The sequence below is a fragment of the Bacillus sp. AFS029637 genome, assembly GCF_002584985.1.
Lineage (GTDB): Bacteria > Bacillota > Bacilli > Bacillales > Bacillaceae_G > Bacillus_A.
In genome coordinates this window covers 1-23,159 of sequence record NZ_NUPZ01000007.1, presented here as the reverse complement: position 1 = coordinate 23,159, position 23,159 = coordinate 1, and the positions used below count along the sequence as shown (strand labels likewise).

Genomic DNA, 23,159 nt, shown 5'->3' with positions numbered 1-23,159 from the left:
TTTATCATACCATAAATTTATTACTCATACGAAAGAAATTCCCAATTTGTGAAAGATTTCGTAGAAGAATAATTCGAAAAATACGTAAAAAAAGGAAGCAACTTCTATGAAGTTGCTTCCTGAACTATTCAAATTTCGTTGTCATCGTTCCAGTGTTTAATCGATTATTAGGATCAAAACGTAATAAATCTCCATAGATGAGTTTATCGGAAAGTTTTAATTCTGTTTTTGCTTTTTCAATATAAGGCTGACAAAGTGTTAAATCAGTTTCTGCCCCCGTATTTCTTCTGTAGCACATGTTTTTTGTGTAAACATAATCTTCCGAGACGAAGCTACCATCACGCATGATCATAAGAGGGTCTTTTTCTTTAATGAATAAATCAGTTCCAAATTCTACGGATTGATTTGTTTTAATACCAAGTAAATGAAGAAGAGTTGGTTTAATATCAATTTGACCGGATACTTTAGAAATGACTTTTCCTTCTTGACCAGGCACATGAATAATGAGAGGGACGCGTTGTAATTGCATAGAATCAAACGGTGTAATTGCGTCTTTCCCAAGGAACTGAGCCATAGCTGCGTTATGGTTTTCGGAAATACCGTAATGATCACCATAAATGACAATAACAGAATTGTCGTACAGTCCTTCTGCTTTCAATTGATTAATAAATAATTTAAGAGCTTCATCTGTGTAACGAACAGTTGGGAAGTAGCGGTTTAAAACGTCGCTTTCTGAATTAAATTCATCAACATATTGATCTTCCGGATTTAGAAGAAACGGAAAATGGTTTGTTAAAGTAATGAATTTTGTATAGAACGGCTGCGGTAAAGATTTTAGTTTTGGAATAGATTGCTCAAAGAACTCTTTATCTTTTAATCCCCAGCCGACAGACATTTGTTCTGTGCCTACGTAATCATTTAAATTAAAGTAACGATCATATCCAAGCGCAGGATACATTACATCACGATTCCAAAACGATTTATCGTTTGAATGGAAGACAGCAGAAGAATATCCGTATTTCTTCAATTGTTCTGGTGTAGCTGTATATTCATTTGTTGCATGAGTAAAGAATACAGAACCACGATCTAACGGATAAAGTGAATTTTCAACGATAAATTCAGCATCAGAAGTTTTACCTTGTCCAGTTTGATGATAGAAGTTATCGAAATAAAAACTATCTTTAATAAAGTCATTTAAAAATGGTGTAATCTCTTTTCCATTTATTTTTTTATTAATAACAAAACTTTGTGTAGATTCCATTGAAATTAAAATTACATTTTTACCTTTTGCAGCTCCAAATAAGTTTTTATCAGCTTGCTTATCTTTTGCGTCTGTATAGTTTTTAATTTCAGAGAATCCGTCTCCGCTTGCAAATACACGTTCAGCCGAAGATTTAGATTGAAGTGTAATATCAAATAGGTGATATGTGTATAAACCTAAATTTTTCACGACAGTTTGACGGTCAAATGAGCGTGAGAACATTTGTGGTTTATAAATAACGGAAACAACAATTTGCAGTGCTAATAATGCTGTTACACCACTAAAGAAAGTTCGCTTCTCAGAGCGGGAAAGTGGTGTTCTATCACAAAATGACGGGTATTTACGCGAAATAAACATTAAAATAATTGCATCTGCAAATAAAAGTAATGTTTTATACGTAAAGAGCTCTTTTATACTCGTCCCTAAGTCAGCCATATTATTCGTTTGGAATAAAACTGGGAACGTAACAAAATCGTTATAAAACCCATAAAACATTGCGTTTCCAAATAAAATAAATGACAGTATAAAACTGATGCCAATTATAATTCGGTTTCGATATTTAGATGCAAGTAAAGCAAAACCGAAAAATAAAAGTAGCGATGCTAGTGGATTAATAAAAAGCATAAATTCTTCAAAGAAGTTATCAATTTTAATATCAAATGCTAGCTTGTACACAATATATGTTTTAATCCATAATAAAACGACTGCAATGAGTGCAAATCGCAGTTTTGGAAATAAACGTTGCAGCATAATATACTCCTCTCCTAAAAAGCATGACAGTTCTTGTGAGCCTATTGAATTAGCGCCTCACTTTATATATACGAACAGTCCTTTGTTATTATGATTATTATACTATGAGTATCATTATACGAAAATAAAAGGGAGTTGTGGACTTTTTTATAATAATTGAGTAGAAAAAGAGTGGTGGGAGACAATAAAATGGAGTTTCTTTGTATGATAATGATCGTGCGCAGAAAGAATCACGTAATAATACGGAGGTTATAATGCGAAAATTATTATATTGTATAGCATGCAGTAGTTGTATCCTTTTTGCTTCACCGAGTGTTTCAATAGCTCAATATGATGCCCCTCTTATGGAAGATGCACTTTATTCTGTTTTATTTCCAAAAATAAATAAAGCAATTGAAAAACAATATGGGAGCTTGAAACCTTATCAATGTCCTAAAATTATTAGTTTAAAAAAAGTGTATAGTGGTGCATATTTATTTCAAGCGAGTATCGAAGTGACGAAGTATGAGCGAATTGGTGGGAAAATTGCTCCACCATTTGAAAAAGTAACAATTACATTTAATAACGATGAAGGCGAATGGGAAGTAACAAAGATTATAGTAAAGCGCTTACCAAATGACACGGAATTAAACTGCAAAAAAACAATATAAAAAATTGTTTGACAAATAAAATGGTCCTTTGGTATTGTTAATAGCAACAATTAGATGTTTGAAAATTAAATAGACTTACCTCATCTACTCTCAAAGGTAGAGGCCGCGATAGGAAAGAGTAAGCTATGGGAGATTTAGTGGAATCTGTGATCATAGGTTGAAAGGGACTATTGCCGAAATATAAGAATGACCACCTTATTCATATATTGGGACTACATTGAATAAATGTAGTACTGTCATAAGATTTATTTTATGGAGAGCTATTTGGAGATGTTGATGCGGTTTCTTATTTTGAGAAGATAACACCTTGTTTATTTTTTCAATATATATTTTTCCTAATAAGAAACGCGTGTGAACATTGTTCCGCGCGTTTTTTGTCTATCTAAAAGCGTGCTGCAATGAATAGAAGATTGGGGTTATGAGTTTTAGAGGAAATAAGGGAGGAATTCAAATGTATTTACACGGCACAAGCCGAATTAATGGGCAAGGACACTTAGAAATTGGAGGGTGCGATACGACGCAGCTAGCAAAACAATACGGAACACCACTTTATGTATACGATGAAGAGTCTATTCGAGGGAAATGTCGTGCATTTCATCGTGCTTTTCAAGAAAGTGGTTTCTCTTATCAAGTAGCATATGCAAGCAAGGCGTTCTTGTGCATGGAGATGTGCCGAGTAGCTCGTGAAGAGAATATGTCATTAGATGTTGTTTCTGGGGGAGAGTTGTATACGGCGCTCCAAGCAGGGTTTCCGGCATCACGCATTCATTTTCACGGAAATAATAAAACAGAAGAAGAAATGATTATGGCTCTTCAGGCGAATATTGGTTGTTTTGTAGTAGATAATTTCTTGGAATTAGAAATTTTACATGATTTAGCAGTGCAATATGGGAAATTTGTGAACATATTAATCCGTGTAACGCCTGGAGTAGAGGCGCACACACATGAATATATTACAACAGGCCAAGAGGATTCAAAATTTGGATTTGGTGTTTCAAATGGTCAAGCGATGCAGGCGATAGATCTTGCTTTACAAAAATCAAATTATAATGTGTTAGGTATTCATTCGCATATCGGATCACAAATATTTGAAACAGCTGGTTTTGTTCGAGCAATTGAAGTTCTACGCCATTTTTTAGAAGAAGTGAGAGAGCAAACAAACTATGTAGTAAAAGTGTTAAACGTAGGAGGAGGATTCGGAATACGCTACACAGATTCGGATACGCCATTAACACTTGAGACATATGTGCGAGCTGTAACGAGTGCAGTGAGAGAACAATTTACAGTCTGTAACTATCCATTGTCAGAAATTTGGGTTGAACCAGGCCGCAGTATTGTAGGTGATGCGGGAACGACACTTTATACAGTCGGATCTGTGAAAGATATTCCTGGTATAAGGAAATATGTTGCAGTAGATGGTGGAATGACAGATAATTTAAGACCGGCCTTATATAACGCTCGTTATGAAGCGATGTTAGCGAATCGAGGAAATGATGAGAACGAGGAAGTTGTTTCGATTGCAGGGAAATGCTGTGAGAGTGGAGATATGTTAATTTGGGATATTACTCTACCGAAAGTTGCTTCTGCTGATTTACTAGCAATTTCTTGTACAGGGGCATACGGGTACTCAATGGCGAATAATTATAATCGGATTCGTAGACCAGCTGTCGTCTTCGCGAAAGGTGGTACATCACAAATTGTTGTAGAGCGCGAAACATATGAAAATATTATTGGGAACGATCGCATACGTATTAAAGAACTTGTTTAAATGAGAAAAGGAGTTGTTCAGATGGGCAATTCCTTTTTTGTAAAATAAAATAATTAAAATATATCGGAAAACTAGGATTGAAAAAAATCAGAATTGTGATAAAATACAAATACAAAGCTTATCAAGAGAAGCGGAGGGAACTGGCCCGAAGAAGCTCGGCAACCTGCTTATAGAAAGCAAGGTGCTAAATCCAGCAAAATGGAATCCATTTTGAAAGATAAGGTAAAATATATTACCGAACAGTCTTTTCGAAATGGGAAAGATTTTTTTTATGAATAAAAGGGGGGCTGTTCGCGTGAGCGTACGGGAACATTTTGATGAAGTATCTGAGAAGATTCAAGCAATGCTTGCTGATATGAAATATGGTTCAATTACAATTGTTGTACAAGATGGAAAAGTCATTCAATTAGAGAAAAGTGAAAAAGTACGTTTAAAGTAAAAAGCGCTGACTAGAAAAACTAGAGGCGGTTTTAACCTATTTTATTAGGTTAAAACCGTCTTTTTGCTTTTACAGGGGGAAAAAACATGTTGACGTATGAAACGTGGGATGAAAATGGTGTTTCATTTTCGGAAGATGATGAAACGAAAGGTGCGCTATTAGTATTAAGTTGGGCTTATAAAGAATATAAAGAAGAAATCGTATATGCATGTAGCTTTGGAGTGGAAGGTATGGTATTACTGCACCTTATAAACCAAGTAAATCCATCTGCTAAAGTTGTATTTTTAGATACAAATGTTCATTTTCAAGAAACATATGAATTAATTCAAAAAGTGCGGGAACGATTTCCTTCATTAAATATTATGGAAAAACAGCCAGAACTTACACTTGATGAACAAGCAAAGTTGCATGGTGACAGGTTGTGGGAAAATAATCCAAACCTTTGCTGTAAGATTAGAAAAATTTTACCTCTAGAAAAATCATTAGCAAATGAAAAGGCTTGGATATCAGGTTTAAGAAGGGAACAATCAAAAACTCGCAAACATACAAACTTTATAAATCAAGATCATCGTTTTCAATCTATTAAGATTTGTCCACTCATTCATTGGACATGGAAAGAAGTTTGGCGCTATGTACACAAACATAGTTTGCCGTATAACCCATTACATGATGTTGGCTATCCAAGCATTGGATGTGAGAAGTGTACGTTACCTGTAGATGGCGGCGACTCAAGAGATGGTAGATGGGCTGGGAAAGTGAAAACAGAATGTGGTCTTCATTACCAATAAGATAAATTGAAAAATAAAGCTAAGAGAGGGTATAGAAAATGAGCACAAGAAACGAATTAGTAAACCGTATAGATGAGACATACGACGTATCGAAAATTGAGAAAGAAATTAAATTAGACAACATTGCATTAAGTGATTTAGAGCTGCTAGCGACAGGAGGATATAGCCCGCTTACAGGTTTTTTAGGAAAGAAAGATTATGATTCGGTCGTAGAAACCCTTCGTTTAGAAAATGGGAGCGTTTGGAGTATACCGATTACATTACCGATAACAGAAGAGGTAGCAGAGAGGCTGGAAGTTGGAGAGGAAGTAAAGCTTGTTAACGACGGAAATATATATGGTGTCATTCAAATAGAAGATATTTTTGTCCCAGATAAAGAAAAAGAAGCATTACTTGTATATAAAACGACGGATGAGGCTCATCCAGGAGTGAAAAAATTATATGAACGACCAAACGTTTACGTCGGAGGAGCTATTATTCTGACAAAACGCTTTGAAAATAATCAATTTCCTTCTTATCATTTAGATCCAATTGAAACGAGAGAAGAATTTAAAAAGCGTGGTTGGAAAACAGTAGTTGGATTTCAAACGAGAAACCCGGTACATCGTGCACATGAATATATTCAAAAGTCTGCTCTTGAAATTGTAGATGGTCTCTTTTTGAATCCGCTCGTGGGGGAAACGAAATCAGATGATATTCCTGCTGATGTAAGGATGGAAAGCTATGAAGTATTGCTTCAAAACTATTATCCGAAAAACCGTGTTTTTTTAGGCGTGTTTCCTGCAGCAATGCGTTACGCAGGACCGAGGGAAGCGATATTTCATGCATTAGTCAGAAAGAATTTTGGCTGTACCCACTTTATTGTAGGGCGTGATCATGCCGGGGTAGGAGATTATTACGGAACATATGAAGCGCAGGAAATCTTTACGAATTTTACGATAGAAGAGTTAGGGATTACACCGCTATTTTTTGAACATAGCTTTTACTGCGGGAGATGTGAAGCGATGGCTTCAACGAAAACATGTCCGCATGGAAAAGAAGACCATGTTATTTTATCAGGGACGAAAGTAAGAGAATTATTAAGAAATGGTGAGATTCCGCCAAGTACATTTAGCCGTCAAGAAGTAGTGGAAGTGCTAATTAAAGGGTTGAAAAAAGGTGTAGTAACAAAATAGGGAGAGAATGAGATGAATACAAATATTACTTGGCATACAGCCTCTGTTTCAAAAAATGAGAGAAGAGTGAAAAATGGCCATCATAGTTTTGCAATTTGGTTTACGGGTTTATCAGCTTCAGGTAAATCTACAGTAGCGAATGCGGTTGCTCGTAAACTATTTGAAAAGAATATCGGAAACTATGTGCTAGATGGGGATAATATACGCCACGGTTTAAATAACGATTTAGGTTTTTCTGAAAGTGATCGCACAGAGAATATTCGCCGTATCGGTGAAGTTTCTAAACTATTCGTAGATCAAGGAACGATTGTACTTACAGCGTTTATTTCACCATTTCGCACGGATCGTAAGCAAGTAAGAGATATTTTATCGGCGGATGAATTTATTGAAGTGTTTGTGAAGTGTCCGATTGAAGAGTGTGAAAAACGTGATCCGAAAGGTCTTTATAAAAAGGCAAGGAATGGTGATATTAAACAGTTTACTGGTGTGGATTCACCGTATGAGGAGCCAGAACGAGCAGAATTAATTGTAGAAACACATAAGTATTCTATTGAAGAATGTGCAGAACAAATTGTGAAGTACTTACAAGAGCGTAGCTTTATCAAGCATTAACGGGCATTACCCTCCCACCTTAAAATTCAGCTAGGCAAAGTAGTTAGGTGGGAGCCCTGCTGTCCGTAAATGCCTGATTCAAGTTTCACTTTATATAGGGGGATTAAAAATGAGTTATGAAAAAGTATGGGCTAACAATGAAAAATTAAATCAGACTGAGAAGAATAAATTAGAAAAAGATGGATTGGAAATCTTTAATGATATTCCTTACTATGCGGAGAATGGATTCGAATCTATTCCGAAAGAAGAGTGGGACGCATTTAAATGGGCAGGATTGTATTTGCAGCGCCCGAAAGAAGCGGGCTATTTTATGATGCGTGTAAATATTCCTTCTGGGATTATTACAAATGCACAGGCAGAAGTGCTTGCTTCTATTGCTGAGGACTATGGACGCGATGTAATCGATATTACGACAAGACAGGCAATTCAGTTTCATTGGTTAGAGATTCAGCAAATTCCAGATATTTTTAAAAGATTAGCGAGAGTTGGATTATCTTCAGCAGGGGCGTGTGGTGATATAACGCGTAATATTACAGGTAACCCACTTGCTGGAATTGATGCAAATGAACTGTTTGATACAACGCATATTGTGAAAGAGGTATATGACTACTTCCAACATAATGAAGAGTTTTCCAACTTACCACGTAAATTTAAAATGTCCATTAGTTCTAACATTTATAATTCAGCAAACGCAGAGATTAACTGTGTTGCATTTACACCTGCTACGAAAGAAATAAATGGTGAGAAAAAAGTTGGTTTTCATATAAAAGTAGGCGGAGGATTATCAGCTCGTCCATATTTAGCGGAAGAATTAGGTGTGTTCGTTCTACCAGAAGAAGTGAAGGGAGTAGCAATTGCGATTGCTACTATATTCCGAGATTTTGGATATCGTGAAAAACGTCATTTAGCACGTTTGAAATTTCTTGTTGCAGACTGGGGAGCGGAGAAATTTAAAGAGAAACTACTAGAGTATACAGGGCCTTTACAAAGTAAAGGAGAAAGTGCACTAAAAGGATGGAATGCAGGTTATTTTTATGGTGTCCAAGATCAAAAACAAGAGGGACTAAAATATGTCGGTTTTAATGTACCTGTAGGGCGTTTACATGCAAAAGAAATGTTTGAGATTGCAAGAATTGCAAAGCAATATGGTAACGGGCAAATTCGTACTTGTAACTCACAAAACTTCATTATTCCGAATGTTCCGCCAAAAAATGTTACGGGCTTATTAAGTGAACCGTTATTTGAAGCAATTTCTGCAAATCCGAAATCATTTATTGGTCATGCGGTTTCATGTACAGGTATTGAATATTGTAATCTTGCATTAGTAGAAACGAAAGAAAGATTACGCAAAATCGCCGAGTACTTAGATACACAAGTTGCACTCGACGTTCCGGTTCGAATTCATATGGTAGGATGTCCAAATTCATGTGGTCAACGTCAAATTGCTGACATTGGATTACAAGGGGTGAAAATGAAAACGAAGGAAAAAGGAATTGTTGAGGCGTTTGAAATTTATGTAGGCGGAACGTTACTAGATGGTGGTGCTTATAATCAAAAGCTAAAAGGGAAAATAGACGGTGAAGATTTACCGGATGTGCTCGCATCATTTATAACTTATTTCAAAGAAAATAAGTTACCAGCTGAAACGTTTTATGATTTTGTTGAACGTATCGGTGTAGATACACTGCAAATAGCGTTAAATAACGTGTTAGAGGAAGTTATAGCGTCTTAAGGAGGGGGCAATATGGATTTATACCGATTTGAAGCTGTATTAGCGAATAATATCGTTCCGATTGTTGTTGTTGCTCAGAGTGAAGAACAGGCATTTAAGCTTGCGGAGATTGAGCTTGAAAAACATTTTTTACCGTTACCGGAAATAAAGGAGATTTCCTTATTTGAAAAAAAGAAGATTCGAAAAAGCGCAGCCTTTGTTATTCATGAGTAAGGAACATTGAAATATGAAGTAATGAAAACTTCCATTCATATATAAGAATGGAAGTTTCACTTTAATAGTAGAAATGAGGAGAGCTGATGGGAAAAGTATATATCGTTGGAGCGGGCCCTGGGGATCCAGATTTAATCACTGTGAAAGGATTGAAATGTATTGAGAAGGCAGATGTTATTTTATACGACCGTCTTGTGAATAAAGAGTTGCTTTCGTACGCAAAGCCTGAAGCGGATTTAATTTATTGCGGGAAGCTCCCGAATTATCACACGATGAAGCAAGAGACAATTCATACATTTCTTATTAAATACGCAAAAAAAGGAAAAGTTGTAACGCGGTTAAAAGGGGGAGATCCGTTTGTATTTGGTAGAGGCGGAGAAGAAGCTGAAGCGCTAGCAAAACAAGGGATATCATTTGAAATCGTCCCAGGTATTTCCTCTGGAATAGCTGCACCTGCTTATGCGGGGATTCCGGTGACACATCGTGATGCAAGTGCAAGTTTTGCTATTGTGACAGGACATAGGAAAGAAGATGCTGAAGAGGAAGTGAAGTGGGAAAATTTAGCGAAAGGTGTAGAGACTTTAGCGGTATATATGGGGGTTAGTAATTTGCCCTACATATGTGAACAACTTATGAAGCATGGAAAAGATAAAAGTACACCCGCTGCTATTATTGAGCGGGGAACGACATCTATGCAGCGCACAGTTGTTGGGACGTTAGGGACAATTGTAGAGGTTGCGAAAAAAGAGCAAATTCAAAATCCGAGCATGATTGTAATTGGAGAAGTTGTCCGTTTTAGAGAAAAGATTCATTGGTTTGAGAAACAAACGGAAAATGCCTATCAAGTAAGTGGAGTGTTGTAAAATGAAGGCTGTTTTATATATATGTCACGGAAGTCGGTTGAAGGAAGCGAAAGAAGAGGCAATTCAATTTGTTACAGCATGTATGAGTCGTATAGAGGAAACGATTCAAGAAGTTTGTTTTTTAGAGTTAGCGAGTCCCTCTATCGAAGAAGGGTTTCGCGCATGTGTGAAGCGTGGTGCGACAGAGATTATCGCCATTCCTGTATTTTTATTAGCAGCAGGTCACGTGAAAAATGATATTCCGTTTGAATTACAAAAGTTAAATGATCAATATCCTCATATTAAGGTGACTTACGGTAATCCATTCGGTGTATCAAGAACACTTATAAAATCGATATATAAAGGAAGTGGCATTGAAGAATATAAAAATAAAGTGACGCTTTTACTTGTTGCAAGGGGCAGTAGCGATCCTGAAACTTTACAAGATATAAATCGGATCGTTACTTTATTTCAAGCAGAAGAAAAAATTGATAAAGTGGAAGTTTGTTTTTTAGCAGCTGCCGAACCGAAGTTTGAGGATAAATTGAAGGAAGTTGTAGAACGAGAAGAAGAGCATATCGTTGTGTTACCTTATTTGTTATTTACAGGATTACTTATGAAACATATTGAGAAAGAAGTGCGTCAATATGAGTTGGTAGGGATAAAAATAAGTCCGTATTTAGGAAAAAATGAAGCGTTCCAAAATATGTTAATCCAAAAAACGAAGGAAATATTGAAGGGGGATCAATATGTATCCACTTACAGTGCGAGTTGATAAGAAACGTGTTGTTGTCATTGGTGGAGGAAAAGTTGCAGGGTTTAAAATTATTCCTTTACTAAAACAAGGTGCGGATATAGTTGTAATAAGTCTAGAATTAGACGTAAATTTAGTGAAACTTGTGGAGGAGAAGAAAATTCGTTGGTATCAAAGAGAATATGAAAAAAGTGATATTAAAGATGCTTTTTTAGTTGTTGCAGCGAGTAGTGATTCCGTATTAAATGAACACGTTGCTGAAGATGCAGCAGAGAATCAATTGGTAAATGTTATTACAAACCCCGAAAGTGGTAATGTTCATTTTCCGGCGGCAATTCATCGTGGTTTGCTTAATATAGCGGTTTCTACTGGAGGAGCAAGTCCAAAGCTTGCGAAAAAAATTCGAGATGATATCGCAAATAAATACGATGAAACATACGAAACGTATTTAGAGTTTCTATATGAAGTAAGAATCAAGTTAAAAGAGTTGCAGTTAGAAAAGAGAGAACGACATATATTGCTACAAGAAGTATTGAAATCAGTATATGTGCAAAACGAGGAAAAAAGAGAAAGTTTTTTACGGGAATTAGAGGGGAAAGTTCTACAATAATAAAAAGTAAATTGCACTTTACAAGTATAAAAATATAATTTATAATCACAAGTAACTTCAATAGATGAAATCGATGAGCAAGAAGAGTACGTATATTTGAGGCGTTCAGAGAGCTGGGGTGAGGTGTGAGCCCGGTACGATAAAATATACAGAATGGGCTTGCGAGAGGTATGCTGAACATTGTAGTAGGCAACCCGGGTTCCGCCGTTAAAAGGATAGAGTATCGGAATTATTCCTGTACTTGAACAAGTGGGATTTATCAATCCAATTGAGGTGGTACCACGGTATTTACATTACATATATCGTCCTCTACATGCATATTTGCGTGTAGGGGACTTTTTTATTTTCTAAAGGAGGTGTGCGAGTATGAAATGAAAGTGTATAATTAGTAAAAGTTTAAATATTCAGAAAAGGAGAAATTATGATGAAAGAAACACAGCAATGGACGTCGAAAATAGGCTTTGTACTCGCAGCAGCCGGAGCCGCAGTAGGTCTTGGTGCAATATGGAAGTTTCCTTATGTTGCAGGTAATGGTGGGGGAGGCGCATTCTTCTTAGTCTTCTTACTGTTAACTTTATTTATTGGAATGCCGTTATTATTAGCAGAATTTGTTATTGGGCGTAGTACACAAAAAGAGGCGGTAACAGCGTATAAGGTGTTAGTGCCAAATAGTAAATTATATCCTTGGATTGGTCGTATGGGAGTTGTTACTTGTTTTAGTGTACTCTCTTTCTATAGTGTTGTAGGCGGATGGATTTTACTGTATTTATACTATAGTGTGACAGGTAGTTTCTGGAATGGTGTTGTCGATTATGGGAAATTGTTTGGTGAAACGATTTCGAATCCAGTAAGTGCGATTGGAGCGCAATTCCTCTTTATGCTTTGTACGATTTTTGTTGTAAGTAAAGGTGTAGAGAAGGGGATAGAGAAGGCAAGTAAGTACATGATGCCGCTATTATTTATTTTATTTATTGCTATCATTATTCGTGCGTTAACGCTTGATGGTGCTATGGCTGGGGTAGAGTTCTTCTTAAAACCAGATTTTTCAAAGCTTACAGCAGATACGATTTTATATGCGATGGGACAATCTTTCTTCTCACTAACAGTAGGTGCCTCAGTAATGGTAACGTATAGTTCGTATTTGAAGAAAGAGGAACATTTGGCGAAATCAGCAACATCTATTGTAAGTTTAACTGTTTTTATTACAGTGCTTGCAGGATTAGCAATTTTCCCGGCAATTTTCGCGTTAGGAGTTAAGCCAACTGAAGGACCTGGACTATTATTTATCGTTCTTCCTGCTGTATTTGCGAAAATACCATTCGGACAATTTTTCTTTGTTATGTTTTTAGTTTTATTCTTCTTTGCGACCTTAACATCAGCAATTTCGATGCTTGAAATTGTTGTAGCATCTGTTGCGAAAGATAATGAGAAGAAGCGTCCGTCCGCATCATTATTAATTGGTATTCTTATTTTTGCAGTTGGAATTCCATCAGCGTTATCATTTGGGGTTATGAGTGATGTGAAAATATTTGGAAAAACATTCTTTGATTTCGTCGATTTTTCGGTAAGCAATGTGTTGCTGCCGCTAGGGGTACTAGCTATTTCGCTATTTGTACCAAATAAAATGAGCAAAGAGTTACTAATGAAAGAATTAGAAGTAACGGAAACGAAAGGGAAAACGCTATTTAACATTTGGTTCTTCTTACTTCGTTATATTATTCCAGTAACGGTAATCATTGTGTTTTTAAATGCGATAGGTGTATTTAAAATGTTTGCATAAAAAAGACGGGGGAATCCCCGTCTTTTTTATGTTGATGAATGCAATAAACGATTATATGCTTTATAAGCTGTGACGACTGCGATGAATGAACCGATTAAAAATAACGCTGAGCCACCAAATGTAAATAACCGGCCAATGTACGTTTCTCTAGCTTCTTCTATTTCTTGTTGTAATTGTGTATTCATATGAACCACCTCGTAAAATGTAGGCATTTAGTTGTATTCTATGTGGAAGGCCTATATTGTGTGAAGTGTAAATAAAAAACTCGGTATGCACCGAGTTTTTTATAATCCGATATAAGGAGATGGATCAACTGCGTTTGTCTTACCGACATTCCATTCCCCAAGGTGAAGTTCAAAGTGTAAATGTTGTCCGTATGATTGACCGGTATTCCCCATAAATCCAAGCTGATCGCCTTGTTTTACAGTTTGTCCATTCGATACAGAACGGCTGCTCATATGAGCATATACTGTCGTATATGTTTTTCCGTTTATACGGTGAGATAAGTACACAACATTTCCATAACTAGATGATAATTCTGAGCGAATAACGACGCCGTCAGCAGCAGCAACAATAGGTACTGTTCCTGAAGCAGCGATATCAATTCCTTTATGGTTATCTAAAGAACGTGTACCAAATCCTGAAGTTTTCGATCCGGCTGCCGGTTTAATAAATCCGCCAATATTTGTATCGTGTGGTGTCGGGGCGGATTGAGCAGATGCGGTAGCGTGTTTACGAGCTTCTTCAGCCTTGCGTGCCTCTTCAGCTTTACGAGCTTCCTCAGCACGTTTTTCTTCTTCAATTGCTTTTTGAACAGCTTGACGCTGGTTTTCTAAAATACTTTTTGTTTCTTCTAATCCTTCAATCTCTGAGTCTACTTTTGCTACTTTCGTATGTAGATCGTTAATAAAAGTTTGTTGCTGCTGTTGGTTATTTTGTAATTCTTGCTGTTTTTGTACTAATTTTTGCTCAGATTCTTTCAGATGCTGCTCTTTTTTCTCAACAGCTTCTTTTTCTGTCGTTACAGCATCTTGATCAGATGTTTGTTTTTTCACAATATCTGTATCGTTGTTTAATATTAAACTTACGGAGTACATATTATCAACAAGATCAGCAATGTTTGTAGAAGTTGTTAATACCTCTGTAATCATATTTGTACGAGGTTTTTCTTGCATAGATTGTAATCGTTGTTTAATAATTTCCTGACGCGTATCTATGTTTGTTTGTAATTGCTCTATATGTTTCTTTTTGTCAGCAATTACTTGTTGTGTTTTGCTAATTTCTTTTTTCGTATCATTTAATTCAGCTTCGTTTTTATTAATAGAAGTAGTTAATTCGTCGATTTTCTTTTGTAATTCTTGAATTTCTTTTTCTATTTGTTCTTTCTCAGCTGATTTATTTTGTAAGTCATTTTGTTTGCCATCTAATTCTGATTGTATGTTAGATAATTTATCTTGATTCGTTTCAGCGTATACAGGTGAAAGTAGGGGAGAAACAAAAATCGTTCCTGCTGCTAAAACACTAAACGCTGCAAATTTCTTTTTCATTGTTGTTTGGCTCCTTTCCCTATGAATGTTATATATCATAAGAAGAGGAGTGTCTATCGTTGTAATCATAATGTAAAGAGAATTTTATAAAATTACTAAGTTTTGTCGGAATTTATCATCTTTTAAGTTTAATTGTCATAGTAGTTACATTTTTTATAAGTGCAGCAAAGAGAATATATCGTTCCTTTTTTTGTAAAATAAAGGGGGGAAGTGCGTTTGTTTTATATAGTTAAATATTATTGCAAAAGCCAATAAAACACTGGTAAGGAATCGTTCTCATGTGAGGTTTTCTGACATGGGTTTTGTTTTTGTCAAGAAAATTATTTGCGTTCGGGCAAACTTATTTAGTTGTCAGATTTTAATTTTTGATTTATGATTTTTAACAGAGGCAAAATGTAGTGAATTGTCGAATAATATGTAATACTCTTAATTTCTTAGTTTTATAGATATAGATAGAATGAGAGATAGATAGAGTGACACATCGAGGGGGGTTACAACAAGTATGAAAAAAATAGGACTTGCATGGCAAATATTAATTGGTCTTGCACTAGGTATTGCAGTTGGTGCGATTTTCTTTGATAATCCAGCAGTTGCGAAGTACTTACAACCAATTGGCGATATTTTCATCCGATTAATTAAAATGATCGTTGTGCCGATTGTTGTAGCAAGTATTGTTGTTGGAGTTGCTGGTGTTGGCGATGTTAAAAAACTAGGCCGACTAGGCGGAAAAACAATTCTTTACTTTGAAATTATTACAACAATTGCAATTATTGTTGGTCTATTAATAGCGAACATTTTCCAACCAGGAAAAGGCGTTGATATGGATCAATTAACAAAAACAGATATTTCTAAATATGCAGAAACAACAGAACAAGTACAAAGTCATTCGTTTGCGGATACATTTGTAAATATTGTTCCAACGAACATCATGAAATCATTAGCTGAAGGTGATATGCTTGCTATTATCTTCTTCTCTGTACTATTTGGTTTAGGTGTAGCAGCAATTGGTGAGCGTGGTAAACCAGTTCTACAATTTTTCCAAGGTGTAGCTGACGCCATGTTTTACGTTACGAACCAAGTTATGAAATTTGCACCATTTGGTGTATTCGCATTAATTGGTGTTACAGTTTCTACATTTGGTCTTTCTTCATTAATTCCATTAGGGAAATTGCTCATTGTAGTATACGGAGCAATGATCTTCTTCGTTGTGGTCGTGTTAGGACTTACAGCGAAAATATTCGGAATTAACATTTTCCAATTCTTTAAGATTTTAAAAGACGAGCTGATCTTAGCGTATTCTACAGCAAGTTCAGAAACAGTTTTACCGAAAATTATGGAGAAAATGGAAAAATTCGGTTGCCCGAAAGCGATTACATCTTTCGTTATTCCGACAGGTTATTCATTTAACTTAGATGGATCAACTTTATATCAAGCAATTGCAGCAATCTTCTTAGCGCAAATGTACAATATTGATTTATCCATTACGGAACAAATTACATTATTACTTGTATTAATGGTTACTTCAAAAGGTATCGCGGGTGTACCGGGCGTATCATTCGTTGTATTATTAGCGACACTTGGTACAGTAGGTATTCCAGCTGAAGGTTTAGCATTCATCGCTGGTATTGACCGTATTTTAGATATGGCTCGTACAGCGGTTAACGTTGTAGGTAACTCTTTAGCAGCTGTAGTTATGTCTAAGTGGGAAGGTCAATATGACGCTGAAAAAGGACAAGCTTATTTAAAAGAGATATCTGAAAAGGGTCAAGCGGCTTAATTATAATATGAAAAAGCTCTCACATAATATGTGAGAGCTTTTCTATATATAGAAGAGGAGCGGACGTAATGAAACGAAAATATGGTGACGGTTCTTCGTGGAAGCGGCTAATAGAGAAAAATTATATAGTCAAGCAAGTTAAAGCAGGTATGTTAGGGATATTAGATATAAAAAAAGTGAGAGAGCCTAGTTATAAAGAATACAATGGTAAAGAGCTTTGTATTGCAGATGACGGGTATACATGGATGCAATATTTTATAAGCGGGAAAAACTTTGCTATTACAGCTATGTTAGACGATCAACAAAAATTAGTGCAATATTATATTGACGTAGCGAAGGAATATGAAATAGACGAACGTGGTTTACCTTATTTTGATGATTTATATTTAGATGTAGTATTGTTACCAAATGGTGAAATATATGTATTGGATGAAGATGAGTTAGAGGATGCTTATAAAAATGACGATGTTACAAAGGAAGAATATGAGTTAGCTTGGCATACAACAAAATGGATAATAGATACAATAAAAAAGAGTGAATTTTATTGGATTTCAATATTGGAAGAAGAAATAAAAAAGTTAAAATGATTATTGCATTCAAATTTTTGTATAATTACCAAAAAAATCTATACAAAAAATAATTGACTTTTGTTTTGTAAGCAAGTAAAGTTAGGGAAGAAATTATTATTAAAAAATAAATATGAAACCTTCTTATAAAGAGAGGCGGAGGGACTGGCCCTACGATGCCTCGGCAGCGGACTCGATTTCAGAGTGCTGTGCCAAATCCAGCAAGCATGTGCTTGAAAGATGAGAAGAGTGTTTCTTATAGATGTATAAGACCTCTTCTCATTGGAAGAGGTCTTTTGTTATTCATTAGAAAAAGGTTGAAAATAGGGAGAGATGGTACTTTGAAAGAAACGAGAGGAAATGGTTTGGCTTTATTACCGCTTGGGATATTTTTGGCGCTATTTATTGGTTCTGGAATTATTACAGGTGATTTCTATAAATTGCCGATACTTGTAGCAATTTCAATTGCTGTAGGAGTCGCTTTAGCGATGAATCGTAAAGAAAGCTTTAATGTAAAAGTGGAACGATTTGCTAAAGGTGCAGGGAACCCAGATATTATGATTATGGTTCTGATTTTTGTACTTGCAGGAGCGTTTTCTGAAACAGCAAAAGGGATGGGCGGCGTTGATTCTACAGTTAACTTAGCGTTATCAATTTTACCGCAAGGATTTATCGTAGCTGGAATTTTTGTTATAGGGGCATTTATTTCATTAGCGATGGGTACTTCAATGGGAACAATTGCTGCGTTAGCACCAATTGCTGTAGGTATTAGTGGGCAAACTGATATCTCAATTGCACTTACGATGGCTACGGTTGTTGGTGGAGCGATGTTTGGTGATAATTTATCATTTATTTCAGATACAACAATCGCAGCTGTACGTTCACAAGGAACAGAAATGAAAGATAAGTTTAAAACGAACTTTTTAATTGTATTACCAGCCGCTATCATTACAATTGTACTATTAGTAATGATTACTTTAGGTAATGATACAGACATTAAAGCTCATAGCTTTGACTGGATAAAGATTTTACCGTATGCAGGAGTACTTATTACAGCGCTACTTGGCTGGAATGTACTTATTGTGTTAACTGGTGGAACTGTATTATCCGGCGTTATTGGTCTTTTAGATGGCAGTTACACGTTAGAGAGTTTCTTTAAAAGTGTAACGACTGGAATAGGCGGTATGATGGAGTTAGTATTACTTGCTATTTTAATTGGTGGTATGGTCGAACTGATTCAATATAATGGTGGCATTCAATATTTAATGAATCTTTTAACACGTAATATTCGTTCGAAAAAAGGAGCAGAGTTTGGTATTGCTGGCTTAGTGAGTATGACGAATATGTGTACAGCGAATAATACGATTTCTATTATCTTTACAGGTCCGCTTGCGAAAAACATTGCAGATCAATATGAAATTGATCCTCGTAAATCAGCGAGTGTACTAGATCTTTTCTCATGTTGTGTGCAAGGGTTAATTCCGTATGGTGCGCAAATGTTAACGGCAGCAGGATTTGCGGCTTTATCTCCGATTGAATTGTTACCATATGCGTTTTATCCAATCTTAGTTGGAGTATGTGGAATCATTTCTATATTAATCGGTTTCCCGAGGTTTTCTAAAGTGGCGGGAAAGAAAGAGTATCATAAAACAGCATAATTAAAAATGAAGTTTATTAATAGTAACGAAAGCCGTACAGGGAATATTCTCTGTACGGCTTTTTATGTGTAATAAAAAAGTAAATCAGTCTATCCCGCCATATGTTTTTACGAAAGGCTGAATGCAACTCGGTCTTAAGTCTGAGTCGAAAACGGTTCTTAAGCTCGTTATGGAAAGATGAAAAAATAGTTAAGATAAGAGTATCAAATCGAAGGGAGGCAAGCACAAGATGAAACAATTTCTAGCGTTTATCGCGGCCGGTATTTTGGCTCTAATTGCTCTTGGTAGTCTTGCTGGTATTGTAGGATTCGCAATCGGAGCAGGAGTAGTGTACTGGAGCTACAAATCATTTGTGCGAGCACAATCATTTTTTGGAAAGTTAGCTTGGGGTATTGTCGGTTTAATCGGCTTGTCAATTGCCCTATCACATTCACCAGCATTAATCGGTATCGCTGCTTTAGTAGTTTTATACTATGGATACCGTGAGTGGAAAAAAGAAAAAAATGTAGTTGTTGACGCTGCTTCAGAAAGTTCTAAACCATATAGCAACTTTGAAGATGAGTGGAACAAATTAATGAAAAACTAAAACAATAAATCAAATTATAAATAAAGTAGAAGAGAGGAAGATTTATAATGAAACAATCTTTATTCGGACGTGTACGCGATGCAATTTTAGCTGATTTTCATAACGTGTTAGATGAGAAAGAAAGAAAAAATCCAATTGCTATGTTAAACCAATATTTACGTGATAGTGAGCGTGAAATAACAAAAATTGAGAAGCTAATTCAGCGTCATAAAACATTAAAATCTAACTTCGCTCGTGAGCTTGAGCAAGCACGCTATTTTGTTAATAAAAGATCAAAGCAAGCTGTTATTGCTCAAGAAGCAGGCGAATTACAATTGCACGAGCGTGCGTTAGAAGAGGTAGCTTATTATGAAGGGCAAGTAACTCGATTAGAAGAAATGTATGCAGGTGTTGTAGAGCAGATTGATGAGTTAGAGCGTCGTCTTTCCGAAATGAAAAATAAATTAAAAGAAATGCATGCAAAGCGTATGGAACTAATGGCACGTGAAAATATGGCACATGCAAATCGTCGTATGAATACTGCTATGCATAAAATGGATGAAAATAATCCGTTCTTACGATTTGAAGAAATTGAAGATCACATTCGTGACTTAGAGACTCGTATGAATGAGGAGCATGAGCGTGACACATTTGATATGAAAATTGCAAAGCTTGAGCGTGAAATGAAAGAAAAAAGTGAAGTGTCGTTAACGAAGGAAGTAACAAAATAATTGTAGTATATTATAAAACAGGCTTATGATATAGTGATAGGAGAAAAGGTGTTGGAAAGCAATGCCTTTTCTTCTATGTATATGTAACGAAGAGGGGAGGAGCTGAAATGAAAAAGCAATTTTCAAAAACGCAATTAATGGGGATGCTCCTCATCATATTTGGATTCGGTCTTTTTCTTGATATGATACTTGGACATTTTGAACCAGGTGGTCTAATTTTTGCATTTATTATGATTATGTTTGGAAGGCATTATCGTAAGAAAAATCGTTATGTTAGGGGAAATGTATTTTTATTTGTTGGCGGTATAGTATTCTTATTCTTTTTATTCTCATCAGCAGCCTTTGTACTCGTAGTATTTGCTTGTTTAGCTTTAATTGGTTATCAACTGATTCAGCAAGGACAGCAGCAAAAAGCAATGAAGGTTGAAATTAAAGAAAAAGGATATATAAATGAAGAGAAGCAAATATATCGCACAGAGCCATATTTGAAAAATATGTTTGTAGGTAATGTCCGAATGATGGATCATATTTATGAACTTGAGGATATTAATGTTCAATATGGTGCTTGTGATGTTGAAATTGATTTAACGAATGCGATGATTCCAGAAGGAGAGACAGTAATTGTTATTCGAGGTGTTGTTGGGAACATTCGTTTATATGTGCCGTACGATATTGAATTGTCTTTAAACCACTCTGTTATTGTTGGACGGGTGTTATTACCAGGACATGAAGAAACAGGATTTAACCGTAATGTTACATTTAGAACAGAGCAATATAAAGAAGCTCCTCGCCGTATTAAAATTATTTCTTCGCTTGTCGTAGGCGATACGGAAGTGAGGAAAGTATAATGAAGAAACAAAAAAATATTTCGTGGATGTATATTCGTTATTCTATGTTGTCCTCTGTTAGTATCGCACTTATCTGTATAATTGTATATGTATGGAAAAGTGAACAACAAGTTTATGATTTACTATGGAAAGAATCCATCGCTTCTGTTCCAATTGGCTTGTTTATTATGACTACAAGTTTACTTATCGGGGGAATTGTAGGGTATGCAATCGGTTATTATATAGAGCAGCGTATACAAGGATTAAATACGTTTCTATTTGAAGTAGAACGAGGGAATTTTCCGAGTGATGTTTCGTTTACTGCGGACGATGAATTTCATGAAGTGGAACGAAAAGTAATTGTTCTTGCTCGTCGATTAGAGGAGCAAGCGGGACTATTTCAAAAAGTAACGAATGAACGAGCTCATTGGAATGAAGAGATGAGGCAAGAAGCGATTTCTCAAGAAAGGCATCGATTAGCGAGGGAATTGCATGATTCAGTAAGTCAGCAGCTTTTTGCAATGTCGATGATGATGTCAGCGATTAATGAACAAGTGGTTGAATTTCCAGATACGACAAAAAAACAATTACAGCTTGTTGAAAATATGGTTGTAAATGCCCAATCAGAAATGAGGGCATTATTGCTTCATCTACGTCCTGTACAATTAGAAGGTAAAAAACTGACTGAAGGTATAGAAGAGTTGTTAACGGAATTATCGCGAAAACAACATATGAAAATTGAATGGCTTATCGAACCTATTGAATTAAAAAAAGGTGTAGAAGACCATTTATTCCGTATTGTGCAAGAAGCGCTATCAAATACGTTACGACATGCGAAAGCAAAGAAAACGGAAGTACGTCTTCGGAAAATTGATCAATATGCGATATTAAAAATCATTGATGATGGTGTTGGATTTGAAGTAGGAGTTAATAAGGCAGGTTCATATGGTTTAAGATCTATGCAAGAGCGTGTTCACGAAATCGGTGGGACGCTAAAAGTGCTTAGTTTTCCAAAAAAAGGTACGCAAATTGAAGTGAAAGTACCAATTATGATTGAGAAAGGGGGAGAAGTATGATTAAAGTGTTGTTAGTTGATGATCATGAAATGGTTCGCATGGGTGTATCAGCGTATTTATCAACCCAGCCAGATATTGAAGTAGTTGGAGAAGCCGAAAATGGAAGAAAAGGTTCAGAGCTAGCACTGCAATTAAGGCCAGATATTATTTTAATGGATCTTGTCATGGATGATATGGATGGAGTTGAAGCAACAAGGGCTATTATTCAAGAGTGGCCAGAAGCGAAAATTGTTGTTGTAACGAGTTTTTTAGATGATGAAAAATTGTATCCTGTTATTGAGGCCGGAGCAACAAGTTATTTATTAAAAACATCAAGAGCAAGTGATATTGCGGACGCTGTACGAGCTACTTATGATGGAGAAACCGTATTAGAGCCGAAAGTCACTGGTAAAATGATGTCGCGTATGCGCCAGAAGAAGGAACAACCTTTGCATGAAGATTTAACAGAAAGAGAATATGAAATTTTGTTATTAATTGCAGAGGGGAAAAGTAATCAGGAAGTTGCAGATGAACTATTTATCGCTCTAAAAACAGTGAAAACACATGTGAGTAATATTTTAAATAAGTTACATGTAAGTGACCGAACACAAGCGGTTATTTATGCATTTAGACATCAATTGACGAAATGATAAGAGGCTTTGGCTATTCATCTTGCCAAAGCTCTTTATTGACGATAACTTATGTAAGCGTTATCATTATAGTGTTAACAGTACATACAAAGGGGAGAATGTATATGTTAGTCCAAACAATATTTGGAATGGATCAATCGAAAAAATTAGGGGATTATGTGAACGCATTACAAGCGCTTTGTGAGCAATATAATGTTGAGACAGATCGAATTGCTATTATTGAAGCAACAGAAGAGTATTATTTATTTTTAGTAAAGCAAGAAGATTGCTATGATGTTGTTAAAGTAGAAACAGTTGATACAAATATTGATTTTTATACGAAAGCGTATAAAATAAGCAGTTTTAATCATAGTGCTTATCAAATGTAAAAAAACTCCCATAAGGGAGTTTTTTTTCAGGCTGTGGAGAA

Annotated in this window: 24 protein-coding genes, 3 riboswitches and 1 other annotated feature; of the genes, 21 read left to right on the top strand and 3 right to left on the bottom strand. The window is 35.8% G+C overall.

Annotated features, from left to right (window positions below):
* Positions 1–124: 124 nt before the first annotated feature.
* Complete coding sequence (locus COE49_RS01545; protein ID WP_088231656.1) at positions 125–2,011, bottom strand: LTA synthase family protein; 1,887 nt, start codon at positions 2,009–2,011, stop codon at positions 125–127.
* Positions 2,012–2,265: 254 nt separating this feature from the next.
* Here COE49_RS01545 and COE49_RS01540 point away from each other — a divergent pair, with 254 nt between their 5' ends.
* From COE49_RS01540 to COE49_RS01480, 12 genes are all read left to right on the top strand, one after another.
* Positions 2,266–2,661 (top strand): DUF3888 domain-containing protein, encoded by a 396-nt coding sequence (locus COE49_RS01540; protein ID WP_140417419.1) that lies wholly within the window; start codon positions 2,266–2,268, stop codon positions 2,659–2,661.
* Between the two features lie 89 nt (positions 2,662–2,750).
* Positions 2,751–2,932, top strand: a riboswitch (Lysine riboswitch).
* A 180-nt stretch (positions 2,933–3,112) separates the two neighbouring features.
* Complete coding sequence (lysA, locus tag COE49_RS01535; protein ID WP_098945672.1) at positions 3,113–4,429, top strand: diaminopimelate decarboxylase; 1,317 nt, start codon at positions 3,113–3,115, stop codon at positions 4,427–4,429.
* A gap of 115 nt (positions 4,430–4,544) precedes the next feature.
* A riboswitch (SAM riboswitch) is annotated at positions 4,545–4,653 on the top strand.
* 71 nt (positions 4,654–4,724) lie between these two features.
* Entirely contained in the window at positions 4,725–4,868 is a 144-nt protein-coding gene (locus tag COE49_RS01530; RefSeq protein WP_000116159.1) for a YezD family protein, read from the top strand.
* 86 nt (positions 4,869–4,954) lie between these two features.
* Positions 4,955–5,656: a phosphoadenylyl-sulfate reductase gene (locus tag COE49_RS01525; protein WP_098882527.1), complete on the top strand. Its 702-nt coding sequence runs from the start codon at positions 4,955–4,957 to the stop codon at positions 5,654–5,656.
* Positions 5,657–5,694: 38 nt separating this feature from the next.
* The gene (gene sat / locus COE49_RS01520; protein ID WP_098882526.1) at positions 5,695–6,831 is read left to right on the top strand and encodes a sulfate adenylyltransferase; all 1,137 of its coding nucleotides are present in this window, start codon (positions 5,695–5,697) and stop codon (positions 6,829–6,831) included.
* Positions 6,832–6,843: 12 nt separating this feature from the next.
* The gene (cysC, locus tag COE49_RS01515) at positions 6,844–7,443 is read left to right on the top strand and encodes an adenylyl-sulfate kinase (protein ID WP_098357333.1); all 600 of its coding nucleotides are present in this window, start codon (positions 6,844–6,846) and stop codon (positions 7,441–7,443) included.
* Positions 7,444–7,552: 109 nt separating this feature from the next.
* Positions 7,553–9,175 carry a nitrite/sulfite reductase gene (locus COE49_RS01510; protein ID WP_098882525.1) on the top strand — a complete coding sequence of 541 codons (1,623 nt, stop codon included), beginning with the start codon at positions 7,553–7,555 and terminating at the stop codon, positions 9,173–9,175.
* A 12-nt stretch (positions 9,176–9,187) separates the two neighbouring features.
* Positions 9,188–9,388 (top strand): DUF3906 family protein, encoded by a 201-nt coding sequence (locus COE49_RS01505; protein WP_071709835.1) that lies wholly within the window; start codon positions 9,188–9,190, stop codon positions 9,386–9,388.
* 86 nt (positions 9,389–9,474) lie between these two features.
* Positions 9,475–10,251: a uroporphyrinogen-III C-methyltransferase gene (gene cobA, locus COE49_RS01500; RefSeq protein WP_098882524.1), complete on the top strand. Its 777-nt coding sequence runs from the start codon at positions 9,475–9,477 to the stop codon at positions 10,249–10,251.
* A 1-nt stretch (position 10,252) separates the two neighbouring features.
* Positions 10,253–11,005, top strand: coding sequence for a sirohydrochlorin chelatase (locus tag COE49_RS01495; protein WP_088231647.1), 753 nt, complete (start codon positions 10,253–10,255; stop codon positions 11,003–11,005).
* Complete coding sequence (locus COE49_RS01490) at positions 10,980–11,594, top strand: NAD(P)-binding protein (RefSeq protein WP_088231646.1); 615 nt, start codon at positions 10,980–10,982, stop codon at positions 11,592–11,594. The genes COE49_RS01495 and COE49_RS01490 overlap by 26 nt, the downstream gene beginning before the upstream one ends.
* 64 nt (positions 11,595–11,658) lie before the next feature.
* Positions 11,659–11,907: a binding site (T-box leader), on the top strand.
* Positions 11,908–12,018: 111 nt separating this feature from the next.
* Entirely contained in the window at positions 12,019–13,374 is a 1,356-nt protein-coding gene (locus COE49_RS01480; RefSeq protein WP_140417418.1) for a sodium-dependent transporter, read from the top strand.
* 26 nt (positions 13,375–13,400) lie between these two features.
* Here COE49_RS01480 and COE49_RS27475 read toward each other — a convergent pair whose 3' ends face one another.
* Complete coding sequence (locus COE49_RS27475) at positions 13,401–13,559, bottom strand: hypothetical protein (protein WP_170933774.1); 159 nt, start codon at positions 13,557–13,559, stop codon at positions 13,401–13,403.
* Between the two features lie 99 nt (positions 13,560–13,658).
* Positions 13,659–14,921: a murein hydrolase activator EnvC family protein gene (locus tag COE49_RS01475; RefSeq protein ID WP_088231644.1), complete on the bottom strand. Its 1,263-nt coding sequence runs from the start codon at positions 14,919–14,921 to the stop codon at positions 13,659–13,661.
* A gap of 502 nt (positions 14,922–15,423) precedes the next feature.
* Here COE49_RS01475 and gltP point away from each other — a divergent pair.
* The 9 genes from gltP (at position 15,424) to COE49_RS01430 (ending at position 23,118) form a co-directional block, all read left to right on the top strand.
* Positions 15,424–16,698, top strand: a complete 1,275-nt coding sequence (gene gltP / locus COE49_RS01470; RefSeq protein ID WP_088231643.1) for a glutamate/aspartate:proton symporter GltP — start codon at positions 15,424–15,426, stop codon at positions 16,696–16,698.
* Positions 16,699–16,766: 68 nt separating this feature from the next.
* Entirely contained in the window at positions 16,767–17,285 is a 519-nt protein-coding gene (locus COE49_RS01465; protein ID WP_098357332.1) for a ribonuclease FAU-1 family protein, read from the top strand.
* Between the two features lie 120 nt (positions 17,286–17,405).
* Positions 17,406–17,511, top strand: a riboswitch (SAM riboswitch).
* Between the two features lie 94 nt (positions 17,512–17,605).
* Positions 17,606–18,922, top strand: a complete 1,317-nt coding sequence (locus tag COE49_RS01460) for a Na+/H+ antiporter NhaC family protein (RefSeq protein WP_098252625.1) — start codon at positions 17,606–17,608, stop codon at positions 18,920–18,922.
* Between the two features lie 229 nt (positions 18,923–19,151).
* A complete protein-coding gene (locus tag COE49_RS01455; RefSeq protein WP_088231640.1) occupies positions 19,152–19,508 on the top strand; it encodes a lmo0954 family membrane protein in 357 nt (118 codons plus the stop codon).
* Between the two features lie 47 nt (positions 19,509–19,555).
* Positions 19,556–20,218: a PspA/IM30 family protein gene (locus COE49_RS01450; protein WP_088231639.1), complete on the top strand. Its 663-nt coding sequence runs from the start codon at positions 19,556–19,558 to the stop codon at positions 20,216–20,218.
* A gap of 107 nt (positions 20,219–20,325) precedes the next feature.
* Entirely contained in the window at positions 20,326–21,066 is a 741-nt protein-coding gene (liaF, locus tag COE49_RS01445) for a cell wall-active antibiotics response protein LiaF (protein ID WP_088231638.1), read from the top strand.
* Positions 21,066–22,121 (top strand): sensor histidine kinase, encoded by a 1,056-nt coding sequence (locus tag COE49_RS01440; protein ID WP_088231637.1) that lies wholly within the window; start codon positions 21,066–21,068, stop codon positions 22,119–22,121. Before liaF ends, COE49_RS01440 begins: the two co-directional genes overlap by 1 nt.
* The gene (locus tag COE49_RS01435; RefSeq protein ID WP_088231636.1) at positions 22,118–22,750 is read left to right on the top strand and encodes a response regulator; all 633 of its coding nucleotides are present in this window, start codon (positions 22,118–22,120) and stop codon (positions 22,748–22,750) included. The genes COE49_RS01440 and COE49_RS01435 overlap by 4 nt, the downstream gene beginning before the upstream one ends.
* A complete protein-coding gene (locus COE49_RS01430; RefSeq protein WP_140417417.1) occupies positions 22,747–23,118 on the top strand; it encodes a DUF3922 domain-containing protein in 372 nt (123 codons plus the stop codon). The genes COE49_RS01435 and COE49_RS01430 overlap by 4 nt, the downstream gene beginning before the upstream one ends.
* The last annotated feature ends 41 nt before the right edge of the window (positions 23,119–23,159 follow it).

Excerpts from the sequence above, each read along its gene's own strand:
- COE49_RS01545 (WP_088231656.1), bottom strand. The coding sequence starts at position 2,011 with ATGCTGCAACGTTTATTTCCAAAACTGCGATTTGCACTCATTGCAGTC.
- COE49_RS01540 (WP_140417419.1), top strand. The coding sequence starts at position 2,266 with ATGCGAAAATTATTATATTGTATAGCATGCAGTAGTTGTATCCTTTTT.
- lysA (WP_098945672.1), top strand. The coding sequence starts at position 3,113 with ATGTATTTACACGGCACAAGCCGAATTAATGGGCAAGGACACTTAGAA.
- COE49_RS01525 (WP_098882527.1), top strand. The coding sequence starts at position 4,955 with ATGTTGACGTATGAAACGTGGGATGAAAATGGTGTTTCATTTTCGGAA.
- sat (WP_098882526.1), top strand. The coding sequence starts at position 5,695 with ATGAGCACAAGAAACGAATTAGTAAACCGTATAGATGAGACATACGAC.
- cysC (WP_098357333.1), top strand. The coding sequence starts at position 6,844 with ATGAATACAAATATTACTTGGCATACAGCCTCTGTTTCAAAAAATGAG.
- COE49_RS01510 (WP_098882525.1), top strand. The coding sequence starts at position 7,553 with ATGAGTTATGAAAAAGTATGGGCTAACAATGAAAAATTAAATCAGACT.
- COE49_RS01505 (WP_071709835.1), top strand. The coding sequence starts at position 9,188 with ATGGATTTATACCGATTTGAAGCTGTATTAGCGAATAATATCGTTCCG.
- cobA (WP_098882524.1), top strand. The coding sequence starts at position 9,475 with ATGGGAAAAGTATATATCGTTGGAGCGGGCCCTGGGGATCCAGATTTA.
- COE49_RS01495 (WP_088231647.1), top strand. The coding sequence starts at position 10,253 with ATGAAGGCTGTTTTATATATATGTCACGGAAGTCGGTTGAAGGAAGCG.
- COE49_RS01490 (WP_088231646.1), top strand. The coding sequence starts at position 10,980 with ATGTATCCACTTACAGTGCGAGTTGATAAGAAACGTGTTGTTGTCATT.
- COE49_RS01480 (WP_140417418.1), top strand. The coding sequence starts at position 12,019 with ATGAAAGAAACACAGCAATGGACGTCGAAAATAGGCTTTGTACTCGCA.
- COE49_RS27475 (WP_170933774.1), bottom strand. The coding sequence starts at position 13,559 with ATGAATACACAATTACAACAAGAAATAGAAGAAGCTAGAGAAACGTAC.
- COE49_RS01475 (WP_088231644.1), bottom strand. The coding sequence starts at position 14,921 with ATGAAAAAGAAATTTGCAGCGTTTAGTGTTTTAGCAGCAGGAACGATT.
- gltP (WP_088231643.1), top strand. The coding sequence starts at position 15,424 with ATGAAAAAAATAGGACTTGCATGGCAAATATTAATTGGTCTTGCACTA.
- COE49_RS01465 (WP_098357332.1), top strand. The coding sequence starts at position 16,767 with ATGAAACGAAAATATGGTGACGGTTCTTCGTGGAAGCGGCTAATAGAG.
- COE49_RS01455 (WP_088231640.1), top strand. The coding sequence starts at position 19,152 with ATGAAACAATTTCTAGCGTTTATCGCGGCCGGTATTTTGGCTCTAATT.
- COE49_RS01450 (WP_088231639.1), top strand. The coding sequence starts at position 19,556 with ATGAAACAATCTTTATTCGGACGTGTACGCGATGCAATTTTAGCTGAT.
- liaF (WP_088231638.1), top strand. The coding sequence starts at position 20,326 with ATGAAAAAGCAATTTTCAAAAACGCAATTAATGGGGATGCTCCTCATC.
- COE49_RS01440 (WP_088231637.1), top strand. The coding sequence starts at position 21,066 with ATGAAGAAACAAAAAAATATTTCGTGGATGTATATTCGTTATTCTATG.
- COE49_RS01435 (WP_088231636.1), top strand. The coding sequence starts at position 22,118 with ATGATTAAAGTGTTGTTAGTTGATGATCATGAAATGGTTCGCATGGGT.
- COE49_RS01430 (WP_140417417.1), top strand. The coding sequence starts at position 22,747 with ATGATAAGAGGCTTTGGCTATTCATCTTGCCAAAGCTCTTTATTGACG.